Source organism: Rubidibacter lacunae KORDI 51-2, from assembly GCF_000473895.1.
GTDB classification, from domain to species: domain Bacteria; phylum Cyanobacteriota; class Cyanobacteriia; order Cyanobacteriales; family Rubidibacteraceae; genus Rubidibacter; species Rubidibacter lacunae.
The window spans coordinates 11,741-37,344 of the sequence record NZ_ASSJ01000030.1 but is presented as its reverse complement, the minus strand read 5'-3'; the positions used below and the strand labels follow the sequence as shown (position 1 = coordinate 37,344).

Here is a 25,604-nt window from a genome sequence, read left to right as displayed (position 1 = left end):
CTTTCGGGTCGGCCGCGCGACTAAAAAGACGTTCTTCAGAAAAACAGAAGCATCTCGCCCCAGTCAAGCCGAACTGGTTCGAACTCTTGGGGAGAGATGCCTGCAATAACTAACGATCGCGCCAGCTCGGAGATGAGGGGAAAGCAAGGCCGATTGCGTTGTGATAAGCGGCTTATTCCTCGCTGCCTTGCAACTTGAGCATCAAGAAACCCCATGCAACGGCAAACAGGGTCATAACAATCGACAGTACGGTTGCTTTTACGATCAGTTCGGTCGCGCCCATAAGGTTCCTCCAGAAGCAATTGCAAGTATTGAAAGGCCGCTAATAAGGTTTGGTCGATTGCGGTCGAACTCTGTCGAAATACAGATTCCCAACCCGCACAAACAAACTAAATGGTATTTTAGCTTACGCGCTACCCCGCTGGGCGACCGGCGTCAGGCGCACGATCCCCACCACCCCCCTGGCTGAATCGCTAACGTTAAAATCTGCCTGCACGACTGCCCAAACTGTGCCGATCGGTATGGACCGAGCTCGGGGATGGGGAAAACCCATTGCAACCCTTCCACTTTTCTTAAGCTTCGGGATATGCTGTACTTGTCGATAGTTAATTGTCGATACCTCCTTTGTAAACCATAGGTTTTAGCTAAGTCTTTTTCGCGATCGCCGCCCATTGCCCGCCGATCGCCGACTCGTAGGATGCATGATGGATGACTGATGTATTTGCTCGCATTGCCTGGCTAATTCCGTGCTATCCACTGGTGGGCATGGTCTTGTCGATGTTTTGGTTTCCGTCCCTGGCGCGACGTACCGGACCGCGTCCGGCCGGATACATCAATCTCGCGATGACGGGCTTGGCGTTGGTTCATGCCGCGCTTGGCTTTATTGAATTCGGAACTCGAGCGCCACTAACCCTTGAGCTTCCGTGGCTGCAGGTTGCCGATTTGACACTGACACTGCCGCTGGAGGTGTCAGCGGTTAACCTCGGCGCGATCGTGCTGGTTACGAGCATCAACCTGCTGGCACAGCTTTACGCGATCGGGTATCTGGAGATGGATTGGGGTTGGGCGCGGTTCTTCGCGCTGCTAGCACTCTTTGAAGCGGGTATGTGCTTGCTGGCATTGTGCGACTCTCTCTTCTTCAGTTACATCATTCTGGAAATCCTGACCCTAGGCACCTACTTGCTGGTTGGATTCTGGTTCAACCAATCGTTGGTGGTGACGGGGGCGCGCGATGCCTTCCTGACCAAACGGGTGGGCGACTTGCTGTTGTTGATGGGAGTGTTGGCGCTGTATCCGATCGCGGGAACCTGGAACTTCAGCGAACTTGCCGAATGGGCGCAGACAGCCGAGGTCGATCCGACGTTGATGAGCTTAGTAGGGCTGGCTTTGCTGGCAGGACCGATGGGCAAATGCGCTCAGTTTCCCCTGCACCTTTGGCTTGATGAAGCCATGGAAGGACCTTATCCCAGTACCGTCTTGCGGAACTCGGTCGTGGTGGCAACCGGTGCTTGGGTATTGACCAAGCTCGAGCCGGTGTTAGCTCTATCCCCGGTCGTAATGGCAACCGTAACTGCGATTGGCATTGTCACCGCGCTCGGCGGCACGGCCATCGCGATCGCCCAAGTCGATGTCAAGCGATCGCTGTCTTATCTCACGAGCGCCTATATGGGGCTGGTCTTCGTTGCAGTGGGAACGCAGCAAAGTCACGTGGCTTTTCTGCTGCTGCTGACACACGCGCTAGCGGTTGTTGCCCTACTCATGAGTACGGGTTCGATCGTCCTCAACAGTATCAGCCAGGATTTAACCAAACTCGGAGGGCTCTGGAGCCGCCGCCCGATCTCGGGACTGTCCTTTGTAGCCGGTGCAGCCGGATTGATTGCCATGCCGCCGCTAGGAGGGTTCTGGGCCGCACTCGCACTCATCAATGGTGTATGGGAGGCTTATCCTGTCTTGGCGGGCATTTTGCTGGTCGTCAACGCGCTGGCAGCGTTTGGGGTAACGCGGGTTTTTTGCCTCATTTTCGGCAACCGCCCGCAGCAAATGTCGGAGCGATCGCCTGAAAATCTCTGGCCGGTTACCTTGCCGATGGTGTTTGCAGCTGCCTTGACGCTGCATCTCCCCCTCGTCTTACAAAGCTTGGGACTGCTGCCGTCTTTTACCGCGATCGACAAAGGCGTAGCTCTGTTACTCGTCATCTCTAGCGTTTGGGGCTGCGGTCTCGGTAGCGCGCTCTACCTCGGTCCGGCAGCCAAGCCGATCCGCTTGCCTTGGACGTTCGTGCAGAACTTGTTGGCAAGCGATTTCTATACGCCTCGGATTTATCGCGCCAGTATCGTCGGCGGCGTCGATATCATCTCGCGCGTGGTGGACTGGTGCGATCGCCACGTGGTCGACGGACTGGTTAACCTGATCGGGCTGACGTCCCTGTTTGGCGGGGAAGCGCTGAAATATGGCAACACGGGTAAAACCCAGTTCTACGTTCTGACAATCGCGCTGGGCTTGTTAGTGATTACGCTTTTCATCACACGATCGTTTTGGTTGGATTTCGCTGCGCTTGCCGGCAGTTGATGGTCCTCTCTATCGTCTATTTCACCCTCGAAAGCTATGCTGAGCGTACTGATTTGGCTGCCGGTTGTCGGTGCTACGATCGTCGGACTCTTACCGCAGTCTTTTTCAACCAAGCAGGTGCGCTGGGTTGCGTTGTGGGCGTCGGCGGCAACGCTATTCTGGGCGCTGTGGTTGGCAAGCCGTTTCGACATTGCCGAGCCCGGATTGCAGATGCAGGAGTATCTTCCTTGGATCGACGTGCTGGGGTTGGACTACCGCCTTGGCGTCGATGGACTGGCTTTGGTATTGCTTCTGCTTAATTCTTTCCTGACCTGGATTGCAGTTTTTAGCAGCCGCGAAGATACCAGCCGCCCCCGCCTGTTTTATGCTCTGATTTTGCTCGCTAGCGGCGGACTGAGCGCGGCATTTTTGGCTCAGAACCTGCTGTTCTTCTTCTTGCTATACGAGTTGGAGTTGTTGCCTTTCTATTTGCTGATCTCGATTTGGGGTGGCGAGAAGCGGGGTTATGCTGCCACGAAGTTCCTGATTTATACAGCGATATCGGGGGCGCTGATTCTGGCGGGATTCCTCGGATCGGTTTGGCTGACCGGAGCCTCTTCGTTCAACTACGAAGCCGCGATCGGGCGATCGCTCCCACTTGAAGCGCAGTTCCTCCTATTGGGAACGCTTTTGATTGGCTTTGGTATCAAGTTTCCCCTCGTGCCGTTCCACACCTGGCTCCCCGATACCTACGTAGCGGCATCCGCACCGGTGGCGATCTTGCTCGGAGGCGTGCTGTCGAAACTGGGTGCCTACGGCATGTTCCGCTTCTGCATCGGCCTGTTTCCAGATGCGTGGGCGATCCTGGCTCCCTGGCTGGCTATCTGGGCGGCGGCGATCGCCCTATACGGAACTATGGCGGCGATCGCGCAGAAGGACATCAAGCGCATGGTAGCCTACAGCTCGGTAGGGCACATGGGCTATCTGCTGCTGGCCGGAGCGGCGATGACACCCCTCAGCTTCGTTGGTGCCGTCTCGCAAATTGCCGCCCACGGACTAATTTTGGCGATTTTATTCCACCTCGTCGGCGTCGTGGAAGCAAAAGTTGGTACCCGCGACCTGAACGTGCTCAACGGTCTGCTCAATCCCGTCCGGGGCTTGCCGACTATCAGTGCCTTGCTAATCCTCGGCGGGATGGCCAGCGCTGGTATTCCCGGATTGGCTGGATTCGTTGCAGAGTTCTTGATCTTTCAAGGCAGCTACGCGGTCTTCCCCGTTCCAACCCTCATCTGCGTGGTGGGGACGGGCTTGACGGCCGTGTATTTCGTCATCCTGCTCAATCGCACTTGCTTCGGCAAGCTCGATAACGCGATCGCTTATTTCCCCCAAGTCGAATGGGGCGAACGCACGCCAGCCCTTGTGTTGGCTTGGACGATCTTTTTGCTAGGCGTGCAGCCAACCTGGCTGGTGCGATGGAGCGAAGCCACGGCAACCCAACTCGTTGCTTCGCTTTCATCCGTGACGGTTGCGTCGGCGATCGCGCCCGAATCACCGCAACTGGAAAGCCTTGCGTCTGCGATCGCACCGAATCTAGAATCGCCGGAGCGCCAGTCCTAGAACGGCAATCCTGGAACATGATTTGCCCGATTATTGCGTTTAGTTGTTTCCTTTCGAGCCAGCCATGACTGCAACGATGCCTTCACGAGGAGTTGACCCCGCACGCATTCCTCCTTCGCAGCATCCCTTCTCGGAGGTAATCCATCGCCTGGAGGCAGGCGGCTCGATGCTGCCCGATACGCCTGAGAATCTGATGCAAATTATCGGCATCTATAAAGCCTACGCGGTGCCGATGGACTTTTACTGGCGGGACTTGCTCTACATCGCCGAGTATGTATTCCTCGATCCGCTTCCATTCTTCAAGTACTTTATTTCTAAGGAGTACTTGGAACGCCCCAATCACTACGCCGGAGATACGGCAGATTTGCGGATTTGGCGCGGAACCGCTGCTGCTCATCCCGAGTTGCTAGAGTTCATGGCAACTGGCGAAGTCAAGCGCAAACTGCCCAAACTTTTCCACCACCTCTGGCACGATCGCATCAACATGGAGTTTGCCGAAGCCTGCATGCGCGCCATGTTCTGGCACCGACATATGTACGCTCCAGTCAACCAGTTCGATGCCTATCTGGATTCGGCGGAATACAAGGCCAATTGCGATCGCGCCATTCGCGCCTTTTTCAAGAAAAATCCGTCGATGCTGGCGCTTTATCGAGTTTTTCCCGAGATGTTCGTCGAGAAGGTACGGGAACTGTCTTACTACTCCAACTTGGGGTTGTTTTGGGAAGTCATGGCTCCGGTCTTCTTCGAGATGTCGGATATCTACGATGAGGGCGGATTTAAAGGGGTGCCCGATGCGATGAACTTTCTGGTGAACGGTATCTTTGCCATTGCCGGACGACCCATCTATCACCACCTCTACGTCGATGGGGAATGCTACGAGATCGTGCCCAAGTCGAAGGGGTTCACCTGGTTGTACGAAGCAGCACTGCCCTACGTAGAGTCCGTGTTCTACCGCACGTCTCCGTTCCGAGGCACCAAATCCTACAACGCCCAAGCCGGTCAAGTTCCAGAGCAACAAGAAGATTTCCATTTCGGCATTCTGTACGCTGACGTGTTTCCCGTCGGCTCGGCTGGGATTCCGCCGACGCTGCTGATGCAGGACATGATGCATTTTCTGCCGCCGTACTTGCGGGATTATTACCAAGAGCACGCCCGCGGACAGGACGATATCCTCATCCAGCTCGGAATTACCTTCCAGCGATCGATGTACAACGTCACCTCGGCGGTCATTCAAGCGCTGCGCCTAGCATTGCTGTATCCGCTGGACGATCCCAATCCCAAGCACTTGCTGGCCAATCGCCAGTTTTTCGAGGCGCAGATGGACCGCTTCTTGCGGCCGGAAGCTCGTTTGCGGGACATCCAAAGTCAAGACTATCGCTAACCATGCGGTTCGATGTCGTAGGGGGTGCCTGAGGTCCCGAACGCTCCACTTACAGCACTGAGAAATGCGACTTTTAATGCTTCGCCCGAGCTGCTCACTGTCGCCAACCCGCAGAAGTGATTGCCAAGATACCGCTTAGCATTAAACCGATCCCCAACCAATGCCCGGGAGCGACCTTCTCATGTAAGAACATTGTCCCCGACAACGTCGTCATGATGATGGTCAAGCCAATCACGACCGGGTAGGCAACTGAAAGATTCAGCTTGCTGAGCAAGGCAATGTAAGATATCGTCCCAATGCTATAAGCCAGTAAGCCGCTTGCGATGTAAGGATTGAGCACTGATTGACCGGACCCGAGCTTGAGCAAGGTTTGTCCGATGCTGTTACAGCCAACGGCAGCTAAGAGCAGCAAGAAATAAAGGAGCAAGCTGACTGTAGTTGGATCGTCTTTCATCGGGTTTGAGTTGAATGGGGACGCGCACTTCGGCATAGGGAATGTGAAGCCATCTCCGAGGAGCTTCTCCAGCCACAGTAAGCGATGGAGAAAGCCAGCGACCAGAATGCTGGTCCGGCCGATCCACCATGCTAACAACACGTCTGTATGGAAACTATCTTCAAGGCGATGATTTGGTTGGGAGAGCGCCCGCGTTTGGCAATCGCCCTATGGAAGGCAAAGGGACGCGGCTTGCGCGCTGCGCGACTCAAACCGTTTACTCCAAATCGCTGCGACCTTGCAGCTACGCGATCGCAATGACTGCTTTTCGAGAGCAGAAAGAGCTTCAATCCCTATACCTTTGCAACTTTAACCATTCGCAGGCGCGAGGCGAATATACCAGATCTTCAGCGAGGGCAATAGTGTTATAAAGGTCGAGGATAATACCTGAATGCCGGTCACCTGTAAAACCGAGAGGTTGATTTCAGCAAGCAATCGAAAACTTGATGCTTCAATCGATACTGTATTGAGGGACTCTCTAGACTTGATTGCGAATCCGATTAAACTATGCCGCGGTGATCGAGCCAGAGGATTGTCGCGCAGGCAACGACCCAACCGGTGACAGTCAGAAATACTGGCATGTCCTTAAGCAAAACTTCCTCTGGGTGCTCCGTCTGTCTGCTGGCAGACTCGGGTTGCTCGCGGAGATATTCAGCGTGGGTCTCGCTCAATAGTTGATAACGAAAGATACCATATAGCACGAATGGAACGGTCAGCATCATCCAGGCCGTCGGTGCTCCATTCACAACCGGCCCGGCGCTCCATAGTGAGTAAGTCAGCAATGTACTCGTCGTCACTGTGTTTTCCATGCGGGCGAGGAGTTCTTTGGAGTAACGCGATAGAACACTTCGCCCCTTCTGTCCCGTCCTCTCAACTAATAACAGCTCGGCTTTGCGTTTTTCAATACCCAGAAATAACGCCAACATGGCAGTACAGAGTACAAACCAAGGTGAGAGTGCGATCTCAGTTGCCGCTGCTCCGGCATAAGCACGCAGCACAAACCCCGCCGCGATCGCCCCAACATCTAAAATCGCCGTCCGCTTGAGCTTTAAATTGTAAGCGACTTGCAGAACAGCGTACCCTGAGAGCGTCGCACCTAGGACTGGGGATTGCCACCACGCTGTCAGAATCGACCCTGCCAGCAAGACAGCCGCCATCCCAACCACGATCTTGAGATGCACGGCACCTGAGGCAATAGGGCGCTTGCACTTAACGGGGTGACGGCGGTCGGCTTTGACATCGAGGGTGTCATTGAATATATAGAAGCTACTTGCCGTCACGCAGAAAAGGCAGAATGCTACAGTTCCTTTTAAAAAAATTCCCCAACTAATTGAAAATGAGAAGAGGGGGGCTGCAAAGACGATGAGGTTCTTCGTCCACTGATGGGGGCGGAGTACGGCAATGTAGGGTTGCCAGCCAACCTGTTTACTGGCCATTCACCCTTCGACTTCCTGCAAGTGGACGACGTCTCGCGAGGAGAGATTCGAGTCTGCCTTCTTGCACGTTAGGAGATAGTGGGCGTAGAAGGGATGCGGAAGTGTCCGACACGAATGCACGACAAACCCTCTTGCTGCCAAGTTTGCTCTCAACTTTCCGGCACTGATAAACGAGAGTTTGTCAAACCCAGTCATGAGTTTATCGTGAACAAGGTTTATGTAATATTTGAAAGCCGGCCGATCGTCCATATCCTTGACGATCAGGGTTCCGCCGACTGCAAGGGCTTCCCAGATGGCTGCAATCAAGGCTTGCTGGCGCTCGTAACTAATGTGGTGAAGGAGGTCGACGAGGATCGCGCAATTGATGTCGCCGACATGCTGCCCCCGTAGCAAATCTTCTTGAACGAACTCAACGTTCTCGATGCCGCAAGCAGCTTGCTTTGCTACGCGCACGCGCTTGCTGTTGAGTTCGCTGCCAATTACATAGCGTTGGCTAGACGTCTTAGCGAGATAAATGTCGAGGAGTCCATAACCACAACCAACATCGAGAACTTTTCCAAACTGAGGCACTGCTTCCGCGATGTCGAGGAGCGGCAAAATTCCCAGGCGCAAATAGTTATATAGGCGTGGAATGAGGAGTGGGTAGCTGGCGAGCGCGGTTGCAAGGTCCCGGTTCATTTTCATTAGCTGCGCGCTTCCAGCACCTTGACTTCACTATTGCGTGCTCCCGTCTTGCTGTGACTCAGCATACCCACAATTGAGTAAGCAGCCAGCATGGCAATGAACGGCGTGCTGGGGAAATGGTATCGATCGTTGGCTATTACGACGGCATGGACACCGGCAAAATAGCTCCATGTCGAAACTGCGGGGTGTGCAATGACCGCCAGCCATCCCGCTTGCCGGCTGAGGCGAATCGTACCAATAATGGCTAGCCCGAGCACGGCAATCCAGTAGAACTGGCTCCAAGCCTTGAGTAGAGTCAGTGACTTGTCTCCATAGCGTTCTCGCAGCGCGATCGCATTCCAGGCAATGCCAATAGTTTCGCGATTGTGGGTTTTGAATAGTCTCACGACGCTACGCCGGACAAATTGCAGCGGTTGCTCGCGAACGTGTTGAACAGCAAGCTTTTTCAAATAGCTCGCTCGCTCGACTTCGCTCATCCCCTTGACTTCGGGAGGCAATGGCATGTAATCACCCGTGCTCTCGGAATTATTCCCCATCCAAAACACGGGACCGCCGTTGGTCGATACCAACACCAACTCTCCGAGAACGCGATAGTTGCGGTAGGACCAAGGAGCGACAAGACCTAGTGCAATAATCAACACGAGCAGTCCGGCGATCGCTGACTCGAACAATTTGCGGATTTTAATGCTGCGAACCCATACAAACAAGCCGGGAAGGAGTAAGGCTGTCGTTCGAACGTAGACTGCGCCCCCCATCAAAATCCCAACTGCGATTGTCCTGAGCCGGAGTGTGATTTGCTCGTTCAGCCAAATCCTCCAAGCAACAACTACCAGAGTTGTAAACAACAGCTCGCTCGCCAAGATCGTGGTCATCTGCACGTGCAGTGGCCAGCAAGCAAGCAGGATTCCGGTAATAATAGCTGTACGGCGACCAAACCATTGCGCCGTTAGGGACATCGTTACAGCAGATAGGATTAAAAACAGCCCTAAGTTCAGAAGAACAACTGGGAGGTAATTCGTGCCGAAAATAGCGTAGAGAACAGCGTATACAAACGATGTACCGGGCGGCCAGTATGCACTAGGGTCTCCAGGTTGAAAGCCATAACCGCTCCCACTCACTAGCGAACGGGCAAGCGTATCGTAAGCAATACTGTCGGAAACGGGCTGGACGGGAACAGCTATTGCCCAGGCAATTCGAATCATCAATCCGAGGGCAAGAACCCAACTCTGAGCGTAGCGCTTCATACTCTCAAAACTAAACCCCTGCGGATCGCGTTCCTGCCGATATGCGGGTTGCTCTAGGCTAGCAGATGTCCGTACCGATCTCGAACCGCTGCCAGTGCCTGTCTGTCGCCGATGAGCAGCTTGCAGCGGCGTTTGGGAAGTGGGAAAACAGAGGGGGTCGGGAGTCGCGGATTTAGGGTGGCTGGAACTCTTATCTCCCAGGGGTTTACAAGCAAATCCTTGCTAGGCGAGGCTCTGTAGGCTTAAGGTCGCTCGCCAAGCGCTCCGGCTGCCCCTTCTTGGGAGAGGATGCCCAGAGTCCTAGGACGATCCGATCCGGACGGAGATAGAGGTTAATCAGGAATTCAACATGCCAGATATTGTCGATATTGCTGCCAACACGGAAGGATTCTCGACCCTCGTCGCGGCAGTCAAGGCCGCCGGACTCGTTGAGGTCTTGAAGGGAAGTGGACCATTTACGGTGTTTGCTCCCACCGATGAGGCCTTCTCCAAACTGCCGCCGGGCACGGTACAAACCCTGGTGCAGAATCCGCCGCAGCTTGCCCGGATCCTCAAGTATCACGTCGTTTCCGGCAAGCTCAAGCAAGCCGATCTGGTCGGACGCGATCGGCTCGTTTCCGTTGAAGGTTCTGAGATCGGTCTCGATCTGTCTGACGGCTTCGAGGTTAAGAATGCCACGGTTGTTATACCCGACATTGAGGCAGATAACGGCGTCATTCACGTCATCGATGGCGTCATTCTGATGGGCTAGCCGCAAGCGTCGGGGTACAAGAAAGTGCCCGAAGCAGGAGCGAGCGGTCGGCGGTCTATACTTCGGATCGCGACAGCTCGGACTCGGCGGCTTCTCGCGACAGGTAACTGGCAATGCGTCTTGCTTCGGCGCGTCGGGCGATCGCGTCCGAGATGATGCCAGAATTAAGACGAACCTACTGTTTGGGAGTCTGCTGGTATGCCTCCACGCTGGCCGCGCCAACCCACCCGCGAAGACCCGGCTTTCCGACGCTTGGACGATCGCATGACCTTTGCCGTGCACGTGGCATTGTGCTTGGCAGTTAATTCCGGGATGTGGTTTTTCTACCAAGTGCTCCAAGCAGACTGGTCGTGGGCGAAGTGGGTGACTGGCAGCTGGCTGCTGCTGCTGCTGCTACACCTGTTTTACATTTCCGCGATCGCTGACTATTCCGCACCGAATGCAGCCGCGAGTCCATCTACAGGTACAGAAGATGTCTGACCAAAATGTCACGCGCGAACTCGAAGCACTCGCTGCTGAAATTGGCGACAAGGTTTACATCGACGTCGCCAAATGGCACCTCTACCTGCGCGATGCTCACTTGCACTCAGTCGTTGCCGCACGCATTTACCCGCTCCTAGAAAGCCGCACGCTGAGCGAAGATGCTGTTCTGGATATCTTGCGGGATATCCCCGTGAAGCTCGGTGGCGGGCGCAAACAACTACCCCTTGCCGATCTGTTGCCGATGCAAGGGCAAGTTGCGCTGCTCGATCTGCTCGAAGAATATCAGGAGCAGCTCTGAGCATCACACATGGATTCTGAGCATTACGCCAGGATTTCGTCAAACCTCGCTTTTGATGCCGAGAAACAATGCTTCCGTGCTGCGTATTTGGCGACTCGTGCCCAACCCGGACTCCTCGGACCGAGTTTACAACTGACCGGTTGCTAACAGCGGCTCGGAACCGGTGCCATTCTCGGCTAGGGTGCCGACCTCCGGGGCACTCAGAGCTTCTGCACGCTGCTGCAAACAAGCCTCGATGAAGCCCGAGAACAATGGATGCGGGTGGTTCGGGCGCGAGAGAAACTCAGGGTGGAACTGCGTGGCAATGAAGAACGGGTGGCCCGGCAGCTCGATTGCCTCGACCAGACGGCCGTCCGGTGACGTGCCGCCGATCGCGTAGCCCGACTCCAGAAACAGCGTGCGATAAGCGTTATTGAATTCGTAGCGGTGGCGGTGGCGTTCGTACACTACTTCGCGGTTGTAGAGTGCTGCCGCGCGCGTATGCGGCTCCAGCCGGCACGGATATAACCCCAGCCGGAGCGTCCCGCCGATATCGACCACGTCGTGTTGCTCCGGCAAGAGTGCGATCACCGGGTTAGGCGTTTCGGGATCGAACTCGGAGCTGTTGGCGGTTTCTAAGTGAGCGATGTTGCGCGCCCACTCGATCGTCGCGCACTGCATGCCCAGACACAGCCCCAAAAACGGCACGCGCTGCTCGCGAGCATACTGGACGGCGCGAATTTTGCCGTTGACGCCGCGCACGCCGAATCCGCCCGGCACGACGATGCCGCTGACATTTTGCAAGTATTGCTCGGGGTCGTTGGTCTCTAAATCTTCGGCACTGACCCAACGCAGTTTCACCTTACAGTCGAAGGCGATCGCGGCGTGGCGCAGGGCTTCGATGAGAGAGAGGTAGGCGTCGCCGAGCTGAATGTACTTGCCAACGATACCGACTTCCACTTGTTGTTGCGGATGTTCGAGGCGATCGACAAGGTTTTGCCATTGCTGCAGGTCCGGTACGCGATCGTCCAGCCTCAGCAGGTCGAGGGTTTGTTGAGCGAGACCTTCGCGCTCGAGGACAAGCGGGACGGCATAGATACTAGCCGCGTCGCGGGCTTCGACGACGGAGGCAATGGGAACGTCGCAGAACTCGGACACTTTTTCCTTAAGTCCGAGGTCGAGGGGGCGGTGGCAGCGGCAGACCAACACGTCGGGCTGGATGCCGATCGAGCGCAGTTCCTTGACAGAATGCTGGGTGGGCTTGGTTTTCATTTCCCCCGCGGCCGGAATCCAGGGCACGAGGGTGACGTGCATGTAAACCGCGTTGTCGCGCCCGACTTCTTTGCGGAATTGCCGCAGGGCTTCCAGGAACGGTAGGGATTCGATATCGCCAACGGTACCGCCGATTTCCACGAGGACGACATCGGGGTTGGTGTTTTGGGCAACACGCAAGATGCGCGCTTTGATCTCGTTGGTAATGTGCGGGATCACCTGCACCGTCCCGCCTTCGTAGTCGCCGCGTCGTTCCTTATTGATCACGGCTTGGTAGATCGAACCGGTGGTGACGCTGTTGAGCCGCGACATGGGTGTGTCGGTGAAGCGTTCGTAGTGTCCGAGGTCGAGGTCGGTTTCCGCACCGTCGTCGGTGACAAAGACTTCGCCGTGCTGGAACGGGCTCATCGTGCCGGGGTCGACGTTGATGTAGGGATCGAGTTTGAGAATCGACACCGAATAGTCGCGCGACTTCAGCAACCGGCCGAGGCTCGCCGCTACGATGCCTTTCCCGATACTCGATACAACGCCGCCCGTAACGAAGACAAATTTGGTCATGCCGGCCCGCCACCCACAAATGCACGCCGATCATTTTGCCACAGCCATCTGACCGGCGGCGGTTACGAGCTGTTAAGGTGCGGGAATCGCTTGAGTGGCGATCGCGTCCCAACGGTAGGGTTGCAGCCATCACAATTCATCACAGTGGCTTGCCAACCATCGGCTTGCCATGCCGCCTGCTCGGGAACCTTTGCCAGAGCGTCATAGCAACAACTCGTTAGCAAAGCTCTGTTGCCTTATTAACAAGTAAGGACCCATGAGCCCGCCCCAAATCGTCTTGCCCGTTTCGGGGTCGATTCCCTTGTCGCGGCTGCGGTATTCGCTTGCCGTTACGTCGAAGCCCAGCGCGATCTCACACAACGTCCCACCGACATAGAACTGGCAGCGCGTTCCCTCGGGCAGTCGCGCTTGAAAGGTGCCTGCGCTGTAGGTCACGGCGAGCCGACAGCCGGGCAGAAACTCCAAATCGTCCGGACTGAGGGCGGCGAGGAGAGCCCGCTCGCGTCCGCCGCCGCGCCAGCGATCGGGTTGCTTGCAGGCATAGTATTGCACCGCGCAGTCTTCCCGCTTCGATGCTCCGGGCTGGAGTACTAGCACGCGCTGTCGATACACGCGCTCGGGGTTCGCGACCGGTGACTGTTCGGCAAACAGGGCCACGTAGCCGTCGATCGCGATCGGCAGCGGTCGATTCCACCACCGCAAATGCACGAACCACGCCGGTTGCTCTCGCGCCTGTACCTGGTTTTCGAACTCACCTGCCAACCAGCTCGCGAGCATTGCCAGGTTCGTTGTCGAAGCTTCTTGCAATTTCGGTCATGGATTACGGTCGGCCTGCCAAACAGCTTAGGCATTATCGCAGTTACCCGATAGCGATCGCGTTGCACTCGCCTCCCGCATCGACTATTTTGGTGGATTTGCAAACACGGCTGTCCGAAGGCAGACACACTCGCGATCGGCTGCAAGGCAGTTGCAGGATGTTTCACTTCAGCGATCGCTTCACAGATAGAAATTGATAAAATCTTGCTTTGCTTGGTTCTCTCTTTCTCAGTAGCGGTTTGTTCAAATCGTGAGGGGGAAGCTTTACAGTAGTTTGAGAGCAGTTTAAGCCGATCTTGTTTGGGACTCTTAACACCTATCCACTATGTCAAGATCCCTCGTTGGATTTGCATTCAGAGTGGCTACTAACCACCTTCATACCAATACTATGATGAAGGAGTGGAGAGTTGAGTTTAGCTTGGCTCAGTTGCTGGCTTCGGTATGAGGACCTTCGACTTATTCAAAACCACCACATCAGTAGGGTCCTACGCGATATTCGAGGCACATACAAGACGAACACTCAGACTGCTTTGTAGAAGATTTCGGGTCGGCAGAGTCCTAGTGGCATTGACGTGGATTTTTTCTTGTCATCTGCTAAGCCAATATCTCGACTATGCCAATATCTTGACCTTTCGACTGGGTGGCAGTGTCTTGGGCTGAGCCGCTTTTGAGATGGTGCCTCCATCGTTCTCGTCGATAAAGCTTATGCACAGGCCCCTTGGAGTTATTGAGACTCCTTGGCGGGTCGCTTCACTATTTTGGAAGAGGTTCAGTGAACGGCAAGATCTTGTTCGGCATCGGGGTTGTGGTGGATGCCCAACTTCTCGACCAACTCGGCACTAGCTTCGTTTAAGCCGATTGTTTTTACCTCTGTTCCGTAGCGGCGGAACTTGATCGCGATGTGGTCGAGTGCAGCGACAGCAGCTTGGTCCCAGATGTGAGCGTGGCTGAAGTTGAGGGTTACTCGTTCGAGTCCCTCGCGGAAGTTGAATTTCTCAAGGAGATCGTCGATCGCGATAAAGAAAATCTGTCCCCCGATGTTGTAAGTTCGCTCCTTACCATCCGCACTGAGGACCGAATCCACAAACACGAGTTTGGCGATCTTGCGGGAGAAGAAAACCGTGCTCAAGGCAATTCCGACCGCCACCCCGATTGCCAAGTTGTGGGTTAGGAGTGTGATCAGCACCGTTGTGAGCATCGCCGCTGTTTCGCTGCGGGGGATGAGGCGTGCCTGAGTGATGGACAACCAGTTAAATGTCCCGACGGACACCACGATCATCACTGCAACCAGAGCTGCCATGGGAATCTGCTGCACCCAATCTGATAGGACCAAGATAAAGAACAGCAGCAAAATGCCGGCCCCGAACGTCGAAAGTCGCCCCCGTCCGCCAGACCGAATGTTGATGACCGACTGCCCGATCATCGCGCATCCTGCCATGCCGCCGAAAAAGCTCGCGATGATATTGGCAATTCCCTGACCAGTCGCTTCTTGGTTTTTGTCGCTTGGGGTATCGGTCACCTCATCTATCAAAGATGCTGTTAATAGGGATTCCAACAACCCAACGGTCGCCAGAGCGGCCGCGTAGGGAAAGATAATTTCTAGCGTTTCTAGGCTGAGCGGAACCTGGGGAATTGCAAACGGCGGCAAGCTTGAGGGGAGTTCGCCCATGTCGCCAACGGTCGGTACGTCTAGTCCTAAACCCAGAGCGATCGCCGTCATCACAACGATCGCTACCAGCGGCGAAGGAACTGCCTTAGTGAAACGCGGCAAGACATAGATGATTCCTAAAGATGCAGCAACCATGACGTAAACCGATATCGATACATCGGTCAGTTGGGGCAGCTGCGATTGAAAAATCAAAATCGCCAGGGCGTTGACGAACCCTACCATCACCGCGCGCGGAACGTACTTGAGTTTGCGTCCCAACTTGAGCCAGCCGAAGCAAATCTGGATAATCCCAGTCAAAATGCCGGCAGCAAAGAGATACGGCAACCCGTGCTCTTTCACTAAATCCACCATCAACAGCGCCATCGCGCCCGTGGCAGCAGATATCAAACCAGGACGTCCGCCAAAAATCGCTGTCGTGACGGCAATGATGAAGGAGGCATACAACCCGACTTTAGGATCGACTCCAGCAACAATGGAAAAAGCGATCGCTTCCGGAATTAAGGCCAATGCGACCACCATTCCGGCCAGCAAATCGGCCCGTACGTTGGAAAACCACTCTTGTTTGAGTTGCTGAATAGTCAAGTTGCTGTCTCCGAATAGCACTTCGTCCAACCCAGTTCCGACTCGAGCTTCAGGCAAACTGCGCGGTTTGTAAGCACCCATCGCGTTCGTCGGATGTGCCAAATCGAGAGCTTGCAACTCGACCTGACTCGGAAATTGATGTCAAAGCCTGTTAGCAAATCTTAAGATATCATGTAGCAACTGCACCTATTCAGGAACGCTTTATTGAAGAGATTTATTGATTGCTACCACAGAAACTTATTTTAGAAACTTATTTTGGATTAAATTCGATTAGGACGTTTGAGATCGATCGCAATTCTAAAGCAGATAAAGTTAAGCAAGTGTAGGTGACGCGATCGCCGCAAGTGGGCAACCGGTTCTCGGCATTGCCAATCGTTCGGCACAGTGCCGCATCGTCCCGAACGATTGGTTCCTCTGCAGTTGCTGCTGCCGTCAAATCGCCTGCTGCTTAGCCGCTAAGTTGTGCTAAAGCGTTGACTTTACTGAGGGTGGAGTTTGGGACCGATCGGCACAAAAGTTACAGCCAGATGTCAGGCTTTGAGGGTTGTGGCTGGAGCCTTAATCCGGGATTGGAGGAACGCGATCGTCTGTCGATCTTCACCGCGGATATGGTGAATCATCCAATCTGCAAGAACTTGAGGCACATCGTGCGAGAAAGCATCGGTATCTCGATCGTACTTCTCAAGAGCGCTGCGGACTTTTCGGCACAGCCTGCGATGCATGCCGAAGTGGACCTCATAATTCGGGTACTGGTAGGTGCGCATCAACTCTTCTTCAAGCTCGAAGTGTTCTTGGGCTAGAACCTCAAAATCGGCGAGCATTGCCCGCACGGCCGAACAGTGGCTCTCGCCCGCAATGATGGCATCATGAATGCGGTTGACGAGTTCGAAGAGGGTTTGGTGTTGAGTATCAATGACGTGATGATCGGTGCAGTATTCATCACTCCAAGGCGCGATAGACATCCCGTTCGGTTCTCTTGTATTTGTAAGGAGATAGGAGTCTAACATGATTCAAACCGCTAACCTATTTATCTACACAATGTGTAGGGCACTTCGTAAATAGGGAGCGTCTTCGAGGAAGGAGCGCAGAGAGTGGGCGGTCGGATGGACAAATGGGCTTTTGGGATTGGGAGCAACCCCAAGCCAAGCTGGCAAAAGGTTCCCTTTAGTTGAGACTCGGGCGCGCGTCACACCGCCTATGGGCAGTTTCGCGATCGTCTTTAGGAGAAGCGCACTCGCTGACTCCGAACGATCGGCTGCCGCTGCCCGACAACACCGCATTCCTAGAAACTCAACACCGGCACCGTACCCCCGGCCGCGCTGTCATCATCGCCAACTAAATCATCATCAGCCTGCGGATCGACTCCGTTATTAGCCGGATCGATAGCATCCTCTTCGTCGAGATCGAGCGCTGGCGGCATTCGCAGCAAGTCCCTTTCGCCGCCACTAGAGCCAGCCTCAATATCGTTTAAGTCCGACGAGTCTCCCGGGGCGCTCAACTCCGAAGCTGGTTGGGATTGCGAGAGCGCAAGGGGAGCCCAAAGCAGGCTGCTTGCCAAAGCGATCGTTAGAGCGGACGAATAGCAAAGAAGGTTCATAAGACTTGCTCGGTAAGCACTAGCACACCCGTCTAACATTTGCACGCATGTGATTCGAGGACACTTCTATTGTGCTTGCATTTTTGTGCTTTCATCGTGCTCGAGCGAACCGCGACCGACGCGTAGTCCCCAGCCGATCGTTACAAGCATCGGCGTTCGCCCCCCCCCGGGAGTGTCCTCATCATAGATATAGTGCACCTCGATTAATTCGCTCAAGACCGAAGTTCGGCAGAACGGCAAGAGCATATCCGCCGTCGAACCGACATAACCCGCCATTTTTTAAAGGCGCGCTTTAGTTAGTGCCATTCACCAAGCAGACCAACTCGCTCGCAATCGGGACGCGTTCGCTACTCGTTGTCGTCAGACTTAAACGACTCTAGCCACTCGCGAGCTTGCTCGGCGGCGATGTCGCGCCCGCCCAACCCGAATGCAAGTGCGATCGCTACCGCAATCGCTCCGAAGAGAAGACCGAACGCTAGGTTGACGATATCGGAAGCGATACCGATTTGATCCAGAGATAAAGCGATCGAGAAGATGGTAATTGCCACCCGCGCGGACTGGGCGAGAAATCGCGATTGCCGCACGCCAGAGCTTTGCACCAGCTTGAACGACAAATTGGCGAAGAACAGACCGATCGCCAGCACCACCATACCCGAAAGTACCCGACCTGATATCTCGACGATGCCAGCGATCAAAATCGTCAGCGCATCGATCTCCAGAACGTTGACAGCTGCCAGCGTGGCAAACAGTAAGAGACCGACGAGCGTCACCGTGCCCGCGAATTCTGAGGGCGTCTGGACGTGCAGACGGGATGACGGTTCTGATGTTGTCTCTCCAGCCGTTTCTTGCGGTGCGACAACATCTGTCGGCGGTTCGCCCGCCACATCGTCCGCATTGAGCGTGATACCCAACCACTCGAACAAGTTGTCGAAGCCGACGCTCTTCAACACGCTTGCCACGAGTTCCCGGACGAACTGTCCGCCCAAAAACGCTAAGAACAGAATCAACCCCGCCGTGAAGATCTTCGGTAGCGCGCTCAAGACCCGATCGAGCATCGCGATCGCCGGCTCGGAGATCGCCTCGATCTCCAATGTCTGCAGGGCCGCGATCGCAACTGGAATCAGCACCAGCACGTACACCAGCGTACCGACGATCCCTGAGAGCGACTGACCTTCCTCGCTACCGTTCATCCCCAGGCGCGCGCCCAAACGTTCTGCTCCCGACGAGAGCAGCAAATTTGTAACGGCTCGCCGCACCACTTGTGCGACCGCCCAACCGATCGAACCGATCAGAACGGCCCCAAAGATATTCGGCAGCACCGCCAGGATGCTGTCGAGCATGCCCTGTACCGGCACCAGCGTACCTTCCAGCTGAAGCGTGCTCAGGATTGACGGCAAGAACAGTAGGAAAACAAACCAGTACAGCGTATTCCCGATGGTTTCGCTAGCCGAGAGCGGCTCTGCATTCTCGTCCTGGCCGACGATTTGCTGGCCAAAGCGACGGTCCATTTCCATCGCGCGCAGCATCCGTGTCGTTAGCAAGCGCGCCAGCGTCGCGAGCAACCATGCCAGTGCCAACAGCAACAGCGCTCCACCTACCTGCGGTACGAAGCTCGTGATGCGATCGAGGAGAGTATTCAGCGGCTCCGTCACGGCATCGAGTTTCAGCGCTTGTAGCGAGGCTACCAGTGCAAAAAGTACGATCACCCAAAAAACGATGTCGCCTGCCCATTTCTCCATGGGGACCGTCTCGCCACTTTCCCGCCCGGCCAACCAGGAGGCCAAACGGTTGTCGAGGTCGGTTTGGTGCAAGGCAGTCCGGACTAGACGTGCAGCTACAAACGCTATGACAAAGCCCGCTAGCAGGTAAATAACCGCGACGATCGCGTCGCCGACGAATCCGGCGAAAGTATCCGCGATCGAATTCAAGGCTTGCGGTGCCCCCTGGGCCAAGTGCGGCGTCGAGAAGGATAGCATCATGTGAGTTGCGCGTACCATCTTCTAGCAGAACCTAATTGGGGTTGCGTTTGCATTTGCCGGATCGCACTGAGGCGGACAGGACATAGCGGTTTTACTACCTCGAAGTTGGTTTTCACGGTAGCTGCTCGTTGGAAATCGCGTTCATCATAGTACGAAACTCCGATTCCGGTAACGTTTCGCCACTACAGTTGGGGCAAACGCATTCAGAGTTCTGTGCCACGACCGAATTGTCTTTCAGCAATCTGGAGTGCTTGAACTTAGCTCTCCGCTCTCAACAAGTCCGGATCGCGCCTCGATTATTGCAAAAGGCTAGTTGAGATTCTGATTCTGCCTTTGGCATACACTAAGGTTGCCTTATGGAGCTTTTACATCCACTTTTTGCCTAATTTCGCTCGATTTCACGCGAATATTCTATTTTCTTCTTAGCGTAAATGATCGTTCTTCCATCACCTCGTCAACGTTACGAACAATCGATTCAAATTCGCGCGAGCGCGACGGCTGTCGAGCAATGTCTGAGCGATCGCGCCTTAATGCATCGCTGGCTCAATCCGGCGCTGCGCTGCGATCCGATCGGCGCGTGGAGTACTGACCTAGGCAGCCGCTGTCGTTTTTTGCTGCGAGTGCCGCTGTGGGAGCCGAGCTTGATCGCGACTGTGGTCGAACGCGCGCCGGGTACGATTGTGTGGGAGTTCGAGGGATTCTTTCGCGGTTGCGATCGCTGGGAGTGCCAGCCCAATACGGCCGGTACGCGCTTGCTCAATCGTTTTGAGTTCGAGATCCCGAATGCGCTCGTGCGCTGGGGATTCAAAACATTCGCTGCGAGCTGGACGCGCGCGGACATGGAAGCACAGTTGCGGCGGCTGAAGCGCGTAGCCGAGGAGATTTACTTATTACAGAAGTAGGCCAGACCGCAGTATGAAGCAAATGCCGGGGATCGCTCGAAACACTGACACGTAGGTGCCGTCTGGAGGACTGAGGGAACAAGCGCAACGGGGTAACTTGCGATGCGAGGATCGTACATTTTTTTATTAGTCGTCGGTACCATCGCCGCATCGGGAGTGTGGGGGGTGTCGGCACGTGCTGCCGACCGCTCGCCGGGCGTCTTGTTGGCCCATTTCGATCCGGAACTGATGGCAGAACTCAATCGCGCGATTGAAGAGAGACCAGGCGACGTGGCGGCTTACTTGCAACGCGGCTTAGCTTTTAACCACCTAGAACAGTACGAGCACGCTCTCGCTGACTTCAACAAAGTCATTCGCATAGAACCCAATCACGTTGACGCTTACAACTATAGGGGTGCGATGCACTATAGGTTGGGCAACCTGATGGCAGCACTTGCTGATTTCAATCGTGCGATCGCCCTCGACCCCGACTTCGCAGTCGTTTATTTCAATCGCGGATACGTGCGGCGCGACAGCGGTGATGTTCCCGGGGCGATCGCCGATTTCGAGCACGGTGCGGCGCTGGCCGAACAACAAGGAGATCCCAATACGGCTGCGCAAGCCCGTGCTATTGCGGTCGAATTGCAGCAGCCCGGTTTATAGCACTTAGGTTTGTGGCATGCGGATCGAGTAGGAGGAAAGCGCCCGCGCGCCTTATTGGCGGCGATCGATCTAAACCGCTAAGTCCGGATCGCGAACGGCGGGAATAGCGTTTGATAGCCTGAGGGCAACTACAGCTCGATGCGCCCGCAGCCGTCTGGAGCAGTTGCCGGGATCGCGTTGTTCGATTCACCTCACCGAAGCACTGTCATGCCCTCAATCGAATTACATTACTGGCCGACCCCGAACGGCCATAAGATCGGGATCTTCCTCGAAGAAGCCGGTCTCGACTACGAGATCGTGCCGGTCAATATCGGTGCCGGCGACCAATTCAAGCCGGAATTCTTGAAACTGTCGCCAAACAATCGCATGCCTGCAATCGTGGATAACGCCCCCGTCGATGGCGGCGACCCCATTGCCATCTTCGAGTCGGGCGCGATCTTGCTATACCTCGGGGAGAAAACCGGGCAGTTTTTACCTGGCGACCGTCGCGATCGCCAGGTTGCCTTGAATTGGTTGTTTTGGCAAGTGGGCGGACTCGGACCGATGGCGGGACAAAACCACCACTTCGCTCAGTACGCACCAGAGAAATTGCCCTACGCAATCGATCGCTATGTGGGCGAAACCAACCGCTTGTATGGCGTCCTCAATAAACAGCTGAGCGATCGCGACTTCATCGCCGGCGCGTATTCGATCGCCGATATAGCCTGTTATCCATGGATCGTGCCGCACGCCAAACAGCATCAAAACCTCGATGACTTCCCTCACCTCAAAGATTGGTTCGAGCGCATCCAGGCGCGCCCGGCAGTCGAGCGTGCTTACGCTAAGGGCAAGGCAGTCTCGCAAGCAGCAACGGTGAATGCAGACAGCGGAAGGTTCCTCTTCGGACAAACGGCTAATTCCGTGCAGGCGATGGGTCGTCAAGGCTAGCAATTGTTGCTTACTTCCCGCGATTGATGCTTCTGCACGCGCTTAAAGCAATGAGGCCGGCATCAATATGCCAGCCTCAATTCGTTCCCGGAACCGGACTCTCACTCGACGAGCCCGATATTAACCGAGTGCTTGTTCGATCTTCGCGCGCAAGTCGGCATCGTCTGGAGGCGTTTTCGGATCGAAGCGAGCGATGAGTTGACCGTCGCGCCCGACCAAGAACTTACCGAAGTTCCACTCGATGTCCGGACCGTCGCCGACCAAGAATTGATAAAGCGGGCTGCGGCTCGGACCGTTAACGTTTTGCTTTTCGAGTAACGCAAAGTTGACGTCGTACTTAGACTTGGCAAACTCCTCGATCTCGGCAGGAGTCCCCGGTTCTTGCTTGCCGAACTGGTTGCAGGGTACGCCCACGATCGAGAATCCGCGATCGCCAAATTCCTTGTCGAGCTTGACGAGCCCATTGTACTGCGGCGTCAATCCGCACTGGCTGGCAACGTTGACGAACAAAACGACTTTATTCTCGATGACGTCGGGCGAAAGCGGCCCGCCCTGAAGAGTGGTGAGGTTCTTGGGTAAAGGCATAGTCCTAACGCTACTCTCGACGCCTCTCATTATCCGCGATTGTGGCATTGCAACAATCGGCACAAAGGCGGTTGTCTCCTTGCCAGCGTTAGATATCGGCTCGTGATGCAACTATCGCGTGCCAGCCGTTCGAATTCTACAACGAGCCGCGTCAATTGCTCTGCATTCAATGCACCCGATACCGGTCGATCCGGAAGCTCCTTTCACTGACTCCCCTTTCTCGGTCTCCTCTCCAACCAATCACCTCGGAATAACCCGCAGTGCGGGCGGACGATTACGCTCTCGGTGCCGGGCGAACTGCCGTGTAGGATAAAGTTCAGATCGTACTGACCTGAGACCTGCCGTGACCTCTGAAAGGCTCCAGCGCACGCCGCTTCACGACCTCATCCAAGCTCAAGGTGCGCGCATGACCGCCTTCTCCGGGTGGGATATGCCCGTGCAATTTGCCGGTCTTCAACAAGAGCATGCAGCAGTTCGCACTCGTGCCGGCATGTTCGACATCTCTCACATGGGCAAATTTGCCTTGCGCGGCGATCGCCTCGTGGAATGCTTCCAAACTCTGGTGCCCTCGGACCTCGAGCGACTCCAGCCGGGTCAGGCTCAGTACACCGTTTTGCTCAATGCCAACGGCGGCATCATCGACGACATCATTTTCTATTACCAAGGCAAAGCTGCAAACGGCGAACAGCGGGCCGTGGCGATCGTGAATGCCGGAACCTGTGCCAAGGACCGCATGTGGATCGGCCAACACCTTGCCGATACGGACATCGAACTCTGCGATCTCTCCGCCAGTCGGGTTCTGCTTGCCGTCCAGGGTCCCGAGGCGATCGCTCGCTTGCAGCCATCTGTTGCCGCCGACCTCAGTCCGCTGCGCGCCTTCGAGCATTTAGAGACGGAGGTTTGCGGTCAGCCAGCCTTTATTGCCCGCACGGGATACACCGGAGAAGATGGGGTCGAGCTAATGCTCCCGCCCGATGCCGGCCGGCAATTGTGGCATCGCCTTCAGACGGTCAGTGTCGAGCCCTGCGGCTTAGGCGCGCGCGATACTCTGCGCCTCGAAGCTGCTATGGCGCTCTACGGTCAGGACATCGACGAAACTAGAACACCGCTGGAAGCTGGGCTGCGCTGGATCGTCCACTTCGACCGCAAACAAGATTTCATCGGGCGCGAGGTACTGGAGCGCCAGGTGGTCGACGGCGTCCCGCAGCGGCTGGTTGGATTGCAAATGCACGGTCGCCACATCGCGCGCCACGGCTATGCCATTTATATCGACGGTCAGTCCGTCGGAACGATTACGAGCGGCACCCTGTCTCCCACCCTCAGTAAGGCAATTGCCCTCGCTTATGTCCCGAGCGATCGCGCTCGAACCGGGCAGGCAATCGAGGTAGAGATTCGCGGCAAACTACATCCTGCAGAGATCGTGAAGAAACCGTTTTATCGCTCGCCCGCACCTGCTCCTCGCTGACGCTTTACCGGTCGCTAATCGATTGCGAATATGGAATCGAGCATCGTGCTGCACCAGGCGTGAAGCCAAAAAAGGTGTTAAACAATAATATCTGTTCGGACACCATATCCGAGAGCATTAACCTTGGATTTCTCGAAGGGCGGAGTCACTTTTATGCCAGTAAAATTTGCTCGATTTAACTCAATACACGGCCAACCCTTGCGCCAGATAAGCTGCTAATAGCGAGGTGTTTACGCGCATTGCTGGCCTGACTAGAGCGGCGCACCGTGGTTGCCAAGTGCATGAAATTGCAACGTCCGCGACGGCAAGCAGGTGCGCTTGTTAAGATTCATCAAATACGCTTTAGCGAGGTCTAGTGGTGGTGTCAATCGCCCGCAAGAATCTGTTGGAAGATGTTCCCCGCTTCCTGGTTGCGCAGGCCGGCATCATGTTTGCTGTGGCGCTCGTGACTCTACAAACTGGTATCTTCAACGGATTCGTTAACTCGACTATCCAACTTACGGCGAACTCGAATGCAGATATTTGGGTGGCGTCAGACACGCTCGTTCAGCTAGAGCTATCCCTACCCATTCCCGTTGCGGAGCTGATTGCCACTCGCGAGGTCGAAGGGGTCGAGCAGGCAGAAGGACTGATCTTTTCGGGCGCTCAGTGGTATCCCAATAACGGCGAAATGTCACGCGTGCGCTTGGTTGGCTTCGACCCAAACGGCGAGCTGTTTGCACCGGACGGACTGGTTCGCGGTAGCGTCCGCGACCTCAGCGAGCCCTATACGGCGATTGTCGACGAAGCCGATCGCGACGCGTTGGGCGTTCCCGACATTGGCGGCGAAGCACAGGTAAATTCGTTTGCGACGACGGTGGTGGGATTTACGCGTGGCAACACGGCAATGGTGTCCAATGCGTTTACATTTGTGTCCCTGGCTAGTGCGAATGCATATACAACCGCCGGACAGCAGTCAAGCATTTCGTGCGAGTTGCCGACTTCAGGAGCCGTGGATTTGGAGTGTACGAACACGTTCACCCGCGACCCTCTTGACAACGCACGACGCGACGCCCCTCCTGCACCGTCGCGTTTGGTGGCTTCGGACCTGATCTCATATATCTTGGTTCGCGCTGAGCCGGGGCAGGACATTGCCGCGCTCAAGCAACGACTAGTGGAAAGCCTGCCGGGCACGGTTGCGTATACGCAGCAAGAAATTATCGACCTAACCGTGGACTATTGGAAGCAGCGCACGAGTATCGGTTTTGTGCTCGGTATGGGTGCGGTCGTCGGTATCGTTGTTGGCGTCGTCGTAGTCAGTCAAATCCTGTATTCGTCGGTGTCGGATCACTTGAAGGAGTTTGGGACGCTCAAGGCGATCGGTGCTTCCTCGCGCCAGATTTACGGAATCATCATCGAGCAGGCACTGTGGATGGCAGTCTTGGGTTATCTGCCGAGCATGGCAGCTTGTTTGGGCGTCGCCCAGTGGGTCGGTACCAGTCAGGGGATCGAAATCGCGATCGCGCCCCTGACAGCAGTTGGTGTATTCGGACTGACGATCGCCATGTGCATCGGCTCGGCAATTTTTGCTATTCAGAAGGTAAACCACGTCGATCCGGCCCTTGTCTTTAAGGCATGAGGCATTACTAGCTTCTGGGACTCGGCTTCAAAGCTCGATCGGTATCGCGGTTAACGCTCGAGTTCTCTGGAGTTCCAGA

Annotated in this window: 24 protein-coding genes; 12 read left to right on the top strand and 12 right to left on the bottom strand. The window is 55.5% G+C overall.

The features are described from left to right. Positions 1-172: 172 nt before the first annotated feature. Positions 173-283: a cytochrome b6-f complex subunit PetM gene (gene petM / locus KR51_RS04975; RefSeq protein ID WP_022605494.1), complete on the bottom strand. Its 111-nt coding sequence runs from the start codon at positions 281-283 to the stop codon at positions 173-175. A gap of 425 nt (positions 284-708) precedes the next feature. Between petM and KR51_RS04970 the strand changes: the two genes are divergently transcribed. The 3 genes from KR51_RS04970 (at position 709) to KR51_RS04960 (ending at position 5,545) form a co-directional block, all read left to right on the top strand. Beyond that, entirely contained in the window at positions 709-2,568 is a 1,860-nt protein-coding gene (locus tag KR51_RS04970) for an NAD(P)H-quinone oxidoreductase subunit F (RefSeq protein ID WP_022605490.1), read from the top strand. A gap of 36 nt (positions 2,569-2,604) precedes the next feature. Continuing rightward, positions 2,605-4,164 (top strand): NADH-quinone oxidoreductase subunit M, encoded by a 1,560-nt coding sequence (locus KR51_RS04965; protein WP_022605488.1) that lies wholly within the window; start codon positions 2,605-2,607, stop codon positions 4,162-4,164. Positions 4,165-4,228: 64 nt separating this feature from the next. Next, on the top strand, positions 4,229-5,545 hold the full coding sequence (locus tag KR51_RS04960; RefSeq protein WP_232214533.1) for a CO2 hydration protein: 1,317 nt from the start codon (positions 4,229-4,231) through the stop codon (positions 5,543-5,545). Between the two features lie 94 nt (positions 5,546-5,639). On the opposite strand, the gene KR51_RS04955 is transcribed toward KR51_RS04960, so the two are convergent. After that, positions 5,640-5,999 (bottom strand): SMR family transporter, encoded by a 360-nt coding sequence (locus KR51_RS04955; RefSeq protein ID WP_040655216.1) that lies wholly within the window; start codon positions 5,997-5,999, stop codon positions 5,640-5,642. A gap of 147 nt (positions 6,000-6,146) precedes the next feature. Between KR51_RS04955 and KR51_RS19260 the strand changes: the two genes are divergently transcribed. After that, positions 6,147-6,299, top strand: a complete 153-nt coding sequence (locus KR51_RS19260; RefSeq protein WP_156914979.1) for a hypothetical protein — start codon at positions 6,147-6,149, stop codon at positions 6,297-6,299. Between the two features lie 239 nt (positions 6,300-6,538). Here KR51_RS19260 and KR51_RS04950 read toward each other — a convergent pair whose 3' ends face one another. The 3 genes from KR51_RS04950 to KR51_RS04940 are packed head-to-tail and all read right to left on the bottom strand — an operon-like array spanning position 6,539 to position 9,402. Further along, positions 6,539-7,474 carry a decaprenyl-phosphate phosphoribosyltransferase gene (locus KR51_RS04950; RefSeq protein WP_022605483.1) on the bottom strand — a complete coding sequence of 312 codons (936 nt, stop codon included), beginning with the start codon at positions 7,472-7,474 and terminating at the stop codon, positions 6,539-6,541. Continuing rightward, a complete protein-coding gene (locus KR51_RS04945; RefSeq protein WP_198016694.1) occupies positions 7,475-8,152 on the bottom strand; it encodes a class I SAM-dependent methyltransferase in 678 nt (225 codons plus the stop codon). A gap of 5 nt (positions 8,153-8,157) precedes the next feature. Next, positions 8,158-9,402: a glycosyltransferase family 39 protein gene (locus KR51_RS04940; RefSeq protein WP_022605479.1), complete on the bottom strand. Its 1,245-nt coding sequence runs from the start codon at positions 9,400-9,402 to the stop codon at positions 8,158-8,160. 349 nt (positions 9,403-9,751) lie between these two features. On the opposite strand from KR51_RS04940, the gene KR51_RS04935 reads away from it, so the two are divergent. The 3 genes from KR51_RS04935 to KR51_RS04925 all read left to right on the top strand — a co-directional run bounded on the left by KR51_RS04935 (position 9,752) and on the right by KR51_RS04925 (position 10,934). Next, the gene (locus KR51_RS04935; protein WP_022605478.1) at positions 9,752-10,153 is read left to right on the top strand and encodes a fasciclin domain-containing protein; all 402 of its coding nucleotides are present in this window, start codon (positions 9,752-9,754) and stop codon (positions 10,151-10,153) included. Positions 10,154-10,351: 198 nt separating this feature from the next. Then, complete coding sequence (locus KR51_RS04930; RefSeq protein ID WP_022605476.1) at positions 10,352-10,633, top strand: 2TM domain-containing protein; 282 nt, start codon at positions 10,352-10,354, stop codon at positions 10,631-10,633. Continuing rightward, positions 10,626-10,934 (top strand): DUF3181 family protein, encoded by a 309-nt coding sequence (locus tag KR51_RS04925; protein ID WP_022605474.1) that lies wholly within the window; start codon positions 10,626-10,628, stop codon positions 10,932-10,934. The genes KR51_RS04930 and KR51_RS04925 overlap by 8 nt, the downstream gene beginning before the upstream one ends. Positions 10,935-11,060: 126 nt before the next feature. Here the strand turns inward: KR51_RS04925 and KR51_RS04920 are convergent, their stop codons facing one another. The 6 genes from KR51_RS04920 to KR51_RS04885 form a co-directional block, all read right to left on the bottom strand. Then, on the bottom strand, positions 11,061-12,743 hold the full coding sequence (locus tag KR51_RS04920; RefSeq protein WP_022605471.1) for a CTP synthase: 1,683 nt from the start codon (positions 12,741-12,743) through the stop codon (positions 11,061-11,063). Positions 12,744-12,944: 201 nt separating this feature from the next. Then, positions 12,945-13,520, bottom strand: coding sequence for a chromophore lyase CpcT/CpeT (locus KR51_RS04915; RefSeq protein ID WP_040655214.1), 576 nt, complete (start codon positions 13,518-13,520; stop codon positions 12,945-12,947). An 808-nt stretch (positions 13,521-14,328) separates the two neighbouring features. Then, positions 14,329-15,891, bottom strand: a complete 1,563-nt coding sequence (locus KR51_RS04910; protein WP_084202400.1) for a SulP family inorganic anion transporter — start codon at positions 15,889-15,891, stop codon at positions 14,329-14,331. Between the two features lie 449 nt (positions 15,892-16,340). After that, positions 16,341-16,772 carry a bacteriohemerythrin gene (locus KR51_RS04900; RefSeq protein WP_040655210.1) on the bottom strand — a complete coding sequence of 144 codons (432 nt, stop codon included), beginning with the start codon at positions 16,770-16,772 and terminating at the stop codon, positions 16,341-16,343. Positions 16,773-17,092: 320 nt separating this feature from the next. Next, positions 17,093-17,407: a hypothetical protein gene (locus tag KR51_RS04895; protein WP_022605463.1), complete on the bottom strand. Its 315-nt coding sequence runs from the start codon at positions 17,405-17,407 to the stop codon at positions 17,093-17,095. Between the two features lie 347 nt (positions 17,408-17,754). Beyond that, the gene (locus KR51_RS04885; protein ID WP_022605459.1) at positions 17,755-19,404 is read right to left on the bottom strand and encodes a mechanosensitive ion channel; all 1,650 of its coding nucleotides are present in this window, start codon (positions 19,402-19,404) and stop codon (positions 17,755-17,757) included. 413 nt (positions 19,405-19,817) lie between these two features. On the opposite strand from KR51_RS04885, the gene KR51_RS04880 reads away from it, so the two are divergent. The 3 genes from KR51_RS04880 to KR51_RS04870 all read left to right on the top strand — a co-directional run bounded on the left by KR51_RS04880 (position 19,818) and on the right by KR51_RS04870 (position 21,857). Further along, the gene (locus KR51_RS04880) at positions 19,818-20,288 is read left to right on the top strand and encodes an SRPBCC family protein (protein ID WP_022605457.1); all 471 of its coding nucleotides are present in this window, start codon (positions 19,818-19,820) and stop codon (positions 20,286-20,288) included. Between the two features lie 102 nt (positions 20,289-20,390). Then, positions 20,391-20,930, top strand: a complete 540-nt coding sequence (locus tag KR51_RS04875; RefSeq protein ID WP_022605455.1) for a tetratricopeptide repeat protein — start codon at positions 20,391-20,393, stop codon at positions 20,928-20,930. A 138-nt stretch (positions 20,931-21,068) separates the two neighbouring features. Beyond that, entirely contained in the window at positions 21,069-21,857 is a 789-nt protein-coding gene (locus tag KR51_RS04870) for a glutathione binding-like protein (protein ID WP_332254501.1), read from the top strand. Positions 21,858-21,977: 120 nt separating this feature from the next. Here the strand turns inward: KR51_RS04870 and KR51_RS04865 are convergent, their stop codons facing one another. Continuing rightward, positions 21,978-22,442 carry a glutathione peroxidase gene (locus KR51_RS04865; RefSeq protein ID WP_040655208.1) on the bottom strand — a complete coding sequence of 155 codons (465 nt, stop codon included), beginning with the start codon at positions 22,440-22,442 and terminating at the stop codon, positions 21,978-21,980. Positions 22,443-22,785: 343 nt separating this feature from the next. Between KR51_RS04865 and gcvT the strand changes: the two genes are divergently transcribed. Continuing rightward, complete coding sequence (gcvT, locus tag KR51_RS04860; protein ID WP_022605449.1) at positions 22,786-23,907, top strand: glycine cleavage system aminomethyltransferase GcvT; 1,122 nt, start codon at positions 22,786-22,788, stop codon at positions 23,905-23,907. A gap of 355 nt (positions 23,908-24,262) precedes the next feature. Continuing rightward, positions 24,263-25,525 (top strand): FtsX-like permease family protein, encoded by a 1,263-nt coding sequence (locus KR51_RS04855; protein WP_232214532.1) that lies wholly within the window; start codon positions 24,263-24,265, stop codon positions 25,523-25,525. The last annotated feature ends 79 nt before the right edge of the window (positions 25,526-25,604 follow it).

Excerpts from the sequence above, each read along its gene's own strand:
- petM (WP_022605494.1), bottom strand. The coding sequence starts at position 283 with ATGGGCGCGACCGAACTGATCGTAAAAGCAACCGTACTGTCGATTGTT.
- KR51_RS04970 (WP_022605490.1), top strand. The coding sequence starts at position 709 with ATGACTGATGTATTTGCTCGCATTGCCTGGCTAATTCCGTGCTATCCA.
- KR51_RS04965 (WP_022605488.1), top strand. The coding sequence starts at position 2,605 with ATGCTGAGCGTACTGATTTGGCTGCCGGTTGTCGGTGCTACGATCGTC.
- KR51_RS04960 (WP_232214533.1), top strand. The coding sequence starts at position 4,229 with ATGACTGCAACGATGCCTTCACGAGGAGTTGACCCCGCACGCATTCCT.
- KR51_RS04955 (WP_040655216.1), bottom strand. The coding sequence starts at position 5,999 with ATGAAAGACGATCCAACTACAGTCAGCTTGCTCCTTTATTTCTTGCTG.
- KR51_RS19260 (WP_156914979.1), top strand. The coding sequence starts at position 6,147 with ATGGAAACTATCTTCAAGGCGATGATTTGGTTGGGAGAGCGCCCGCGT.
- KR51_RS04950 (WP_022605483.1), bottom strand. The coding sequence starts at position 7,474 with ATGGCCAGTAAACAGGTTGGCTGGCAACCCTACATTGCCGTACTCCGC.
- KR51_RS04945 (WP_198016694.1), bottom strand. The coding sequence starts at position 8,152 with ATGAACCGGGACCTTGCAACCGCGCTCGCCAGCTACCCACTCCTCATT.
- KR51_RS04940 (WP_022605479.1), bottom strand. The coding sequence starts at position 9,402 with ATGAAGCGCTACGCTCAGAGTTGGGTTCTTGCCCTCGGATTGATGATT.
- KR51_RS04935 (WP_022605478.1), top strand. The coding sequence starts at position 9,752 with ATGCCAGATATTGTCGATATTGCTGCCAACACGGAAGGATTCTCGACC.
- KR51_RS04930 (WP_022605476.1), top strand. The coding sequence starts at position 10,352 with ATGCCTCCACGCTGGCCGCGCCAACCCACCCGCGAAGACCCGGCTTTC.
- KR51_RS04925 (WP_022605474.1), top strand. The coding sequence starts at position 10,626 with ATGTCTGACCAAAATGTCACGCGCGAACTCGAAGCACTCGCTGCTGAA.
- KR51_RS04920 (WP_022605471.1), bottom strand. The coding sequence starts at position 12,743 with ATGACCAAATTTGTCTTCGTTACGGGCGGCGTTGTATCGAGTATCGGG.
- KR51_RS04915 (WP_040655214.1), bottom strand. The coding sequence starts at position 13,520 with ATGCTCGCGAGCTGGTTGGCAGGTGAGTTCGAAAACCAGGTACAGGCG.
- KR51_RS04910 (WP_084202400.1), bottom strand. The coding sequence starts at position 15,891 with ATGGGTGCTTACAAACCGCGCAGTTTGCCTGAAGCTCGAGTCGGAACT.
- KR51_RS04900 (WP_040655210.1), bottom strand. The coding sequence starts at position 16,772 with ATGTCTATCGCGCCTTGGAGTGATGAATACTGCACCGATCATCACGTC.
- KR51_RS04895 (WP_022605463.1), bottom strand. The coding sequence starts at position 17,407 with ATGAACCTTCTTTGCTATTCGTCCGCTCTAACGATCGCTTTGGCAAGC.
- KR51_RS04885 (WP_022605459.1), bottom strand. The coding sequence starts at position 19,404 with ATGGTACGCGCAACTCACATGATGCTATCCTTCTCGACGCCGCACTTG.
- KR51_RS04880 (WP_022605457.1), top strand. The coding sequence starts at position 19,818 with ATGATCGTTCTTCCATCACCTCGTCAACGTTACGAACAATCGATTCAA.
- KR51_RS04875 (WP_022605455.1), top strand. The coding sequence starts at position 20,391 with ATGCGAGGATCGTACATTTTTTTATTAGTCGTCGGTACCATCGCCGCA.
- KR51_RS04870 (WP_332254501.1), top strand. The coding sequence starts at position 21,069 with ATGCGCCCGCAGCCGTCTGGAGCAGTTGCCGGGATCGCGTTGTTCGAT.
- KR51_RS04865 (WP_040655208.1), bottom strand. The coding sequence starts at position 22,442 with ATGCCTTTACCCAAGAACCTCACCACTCTTCAGGGCGGGCCGCTTTCG.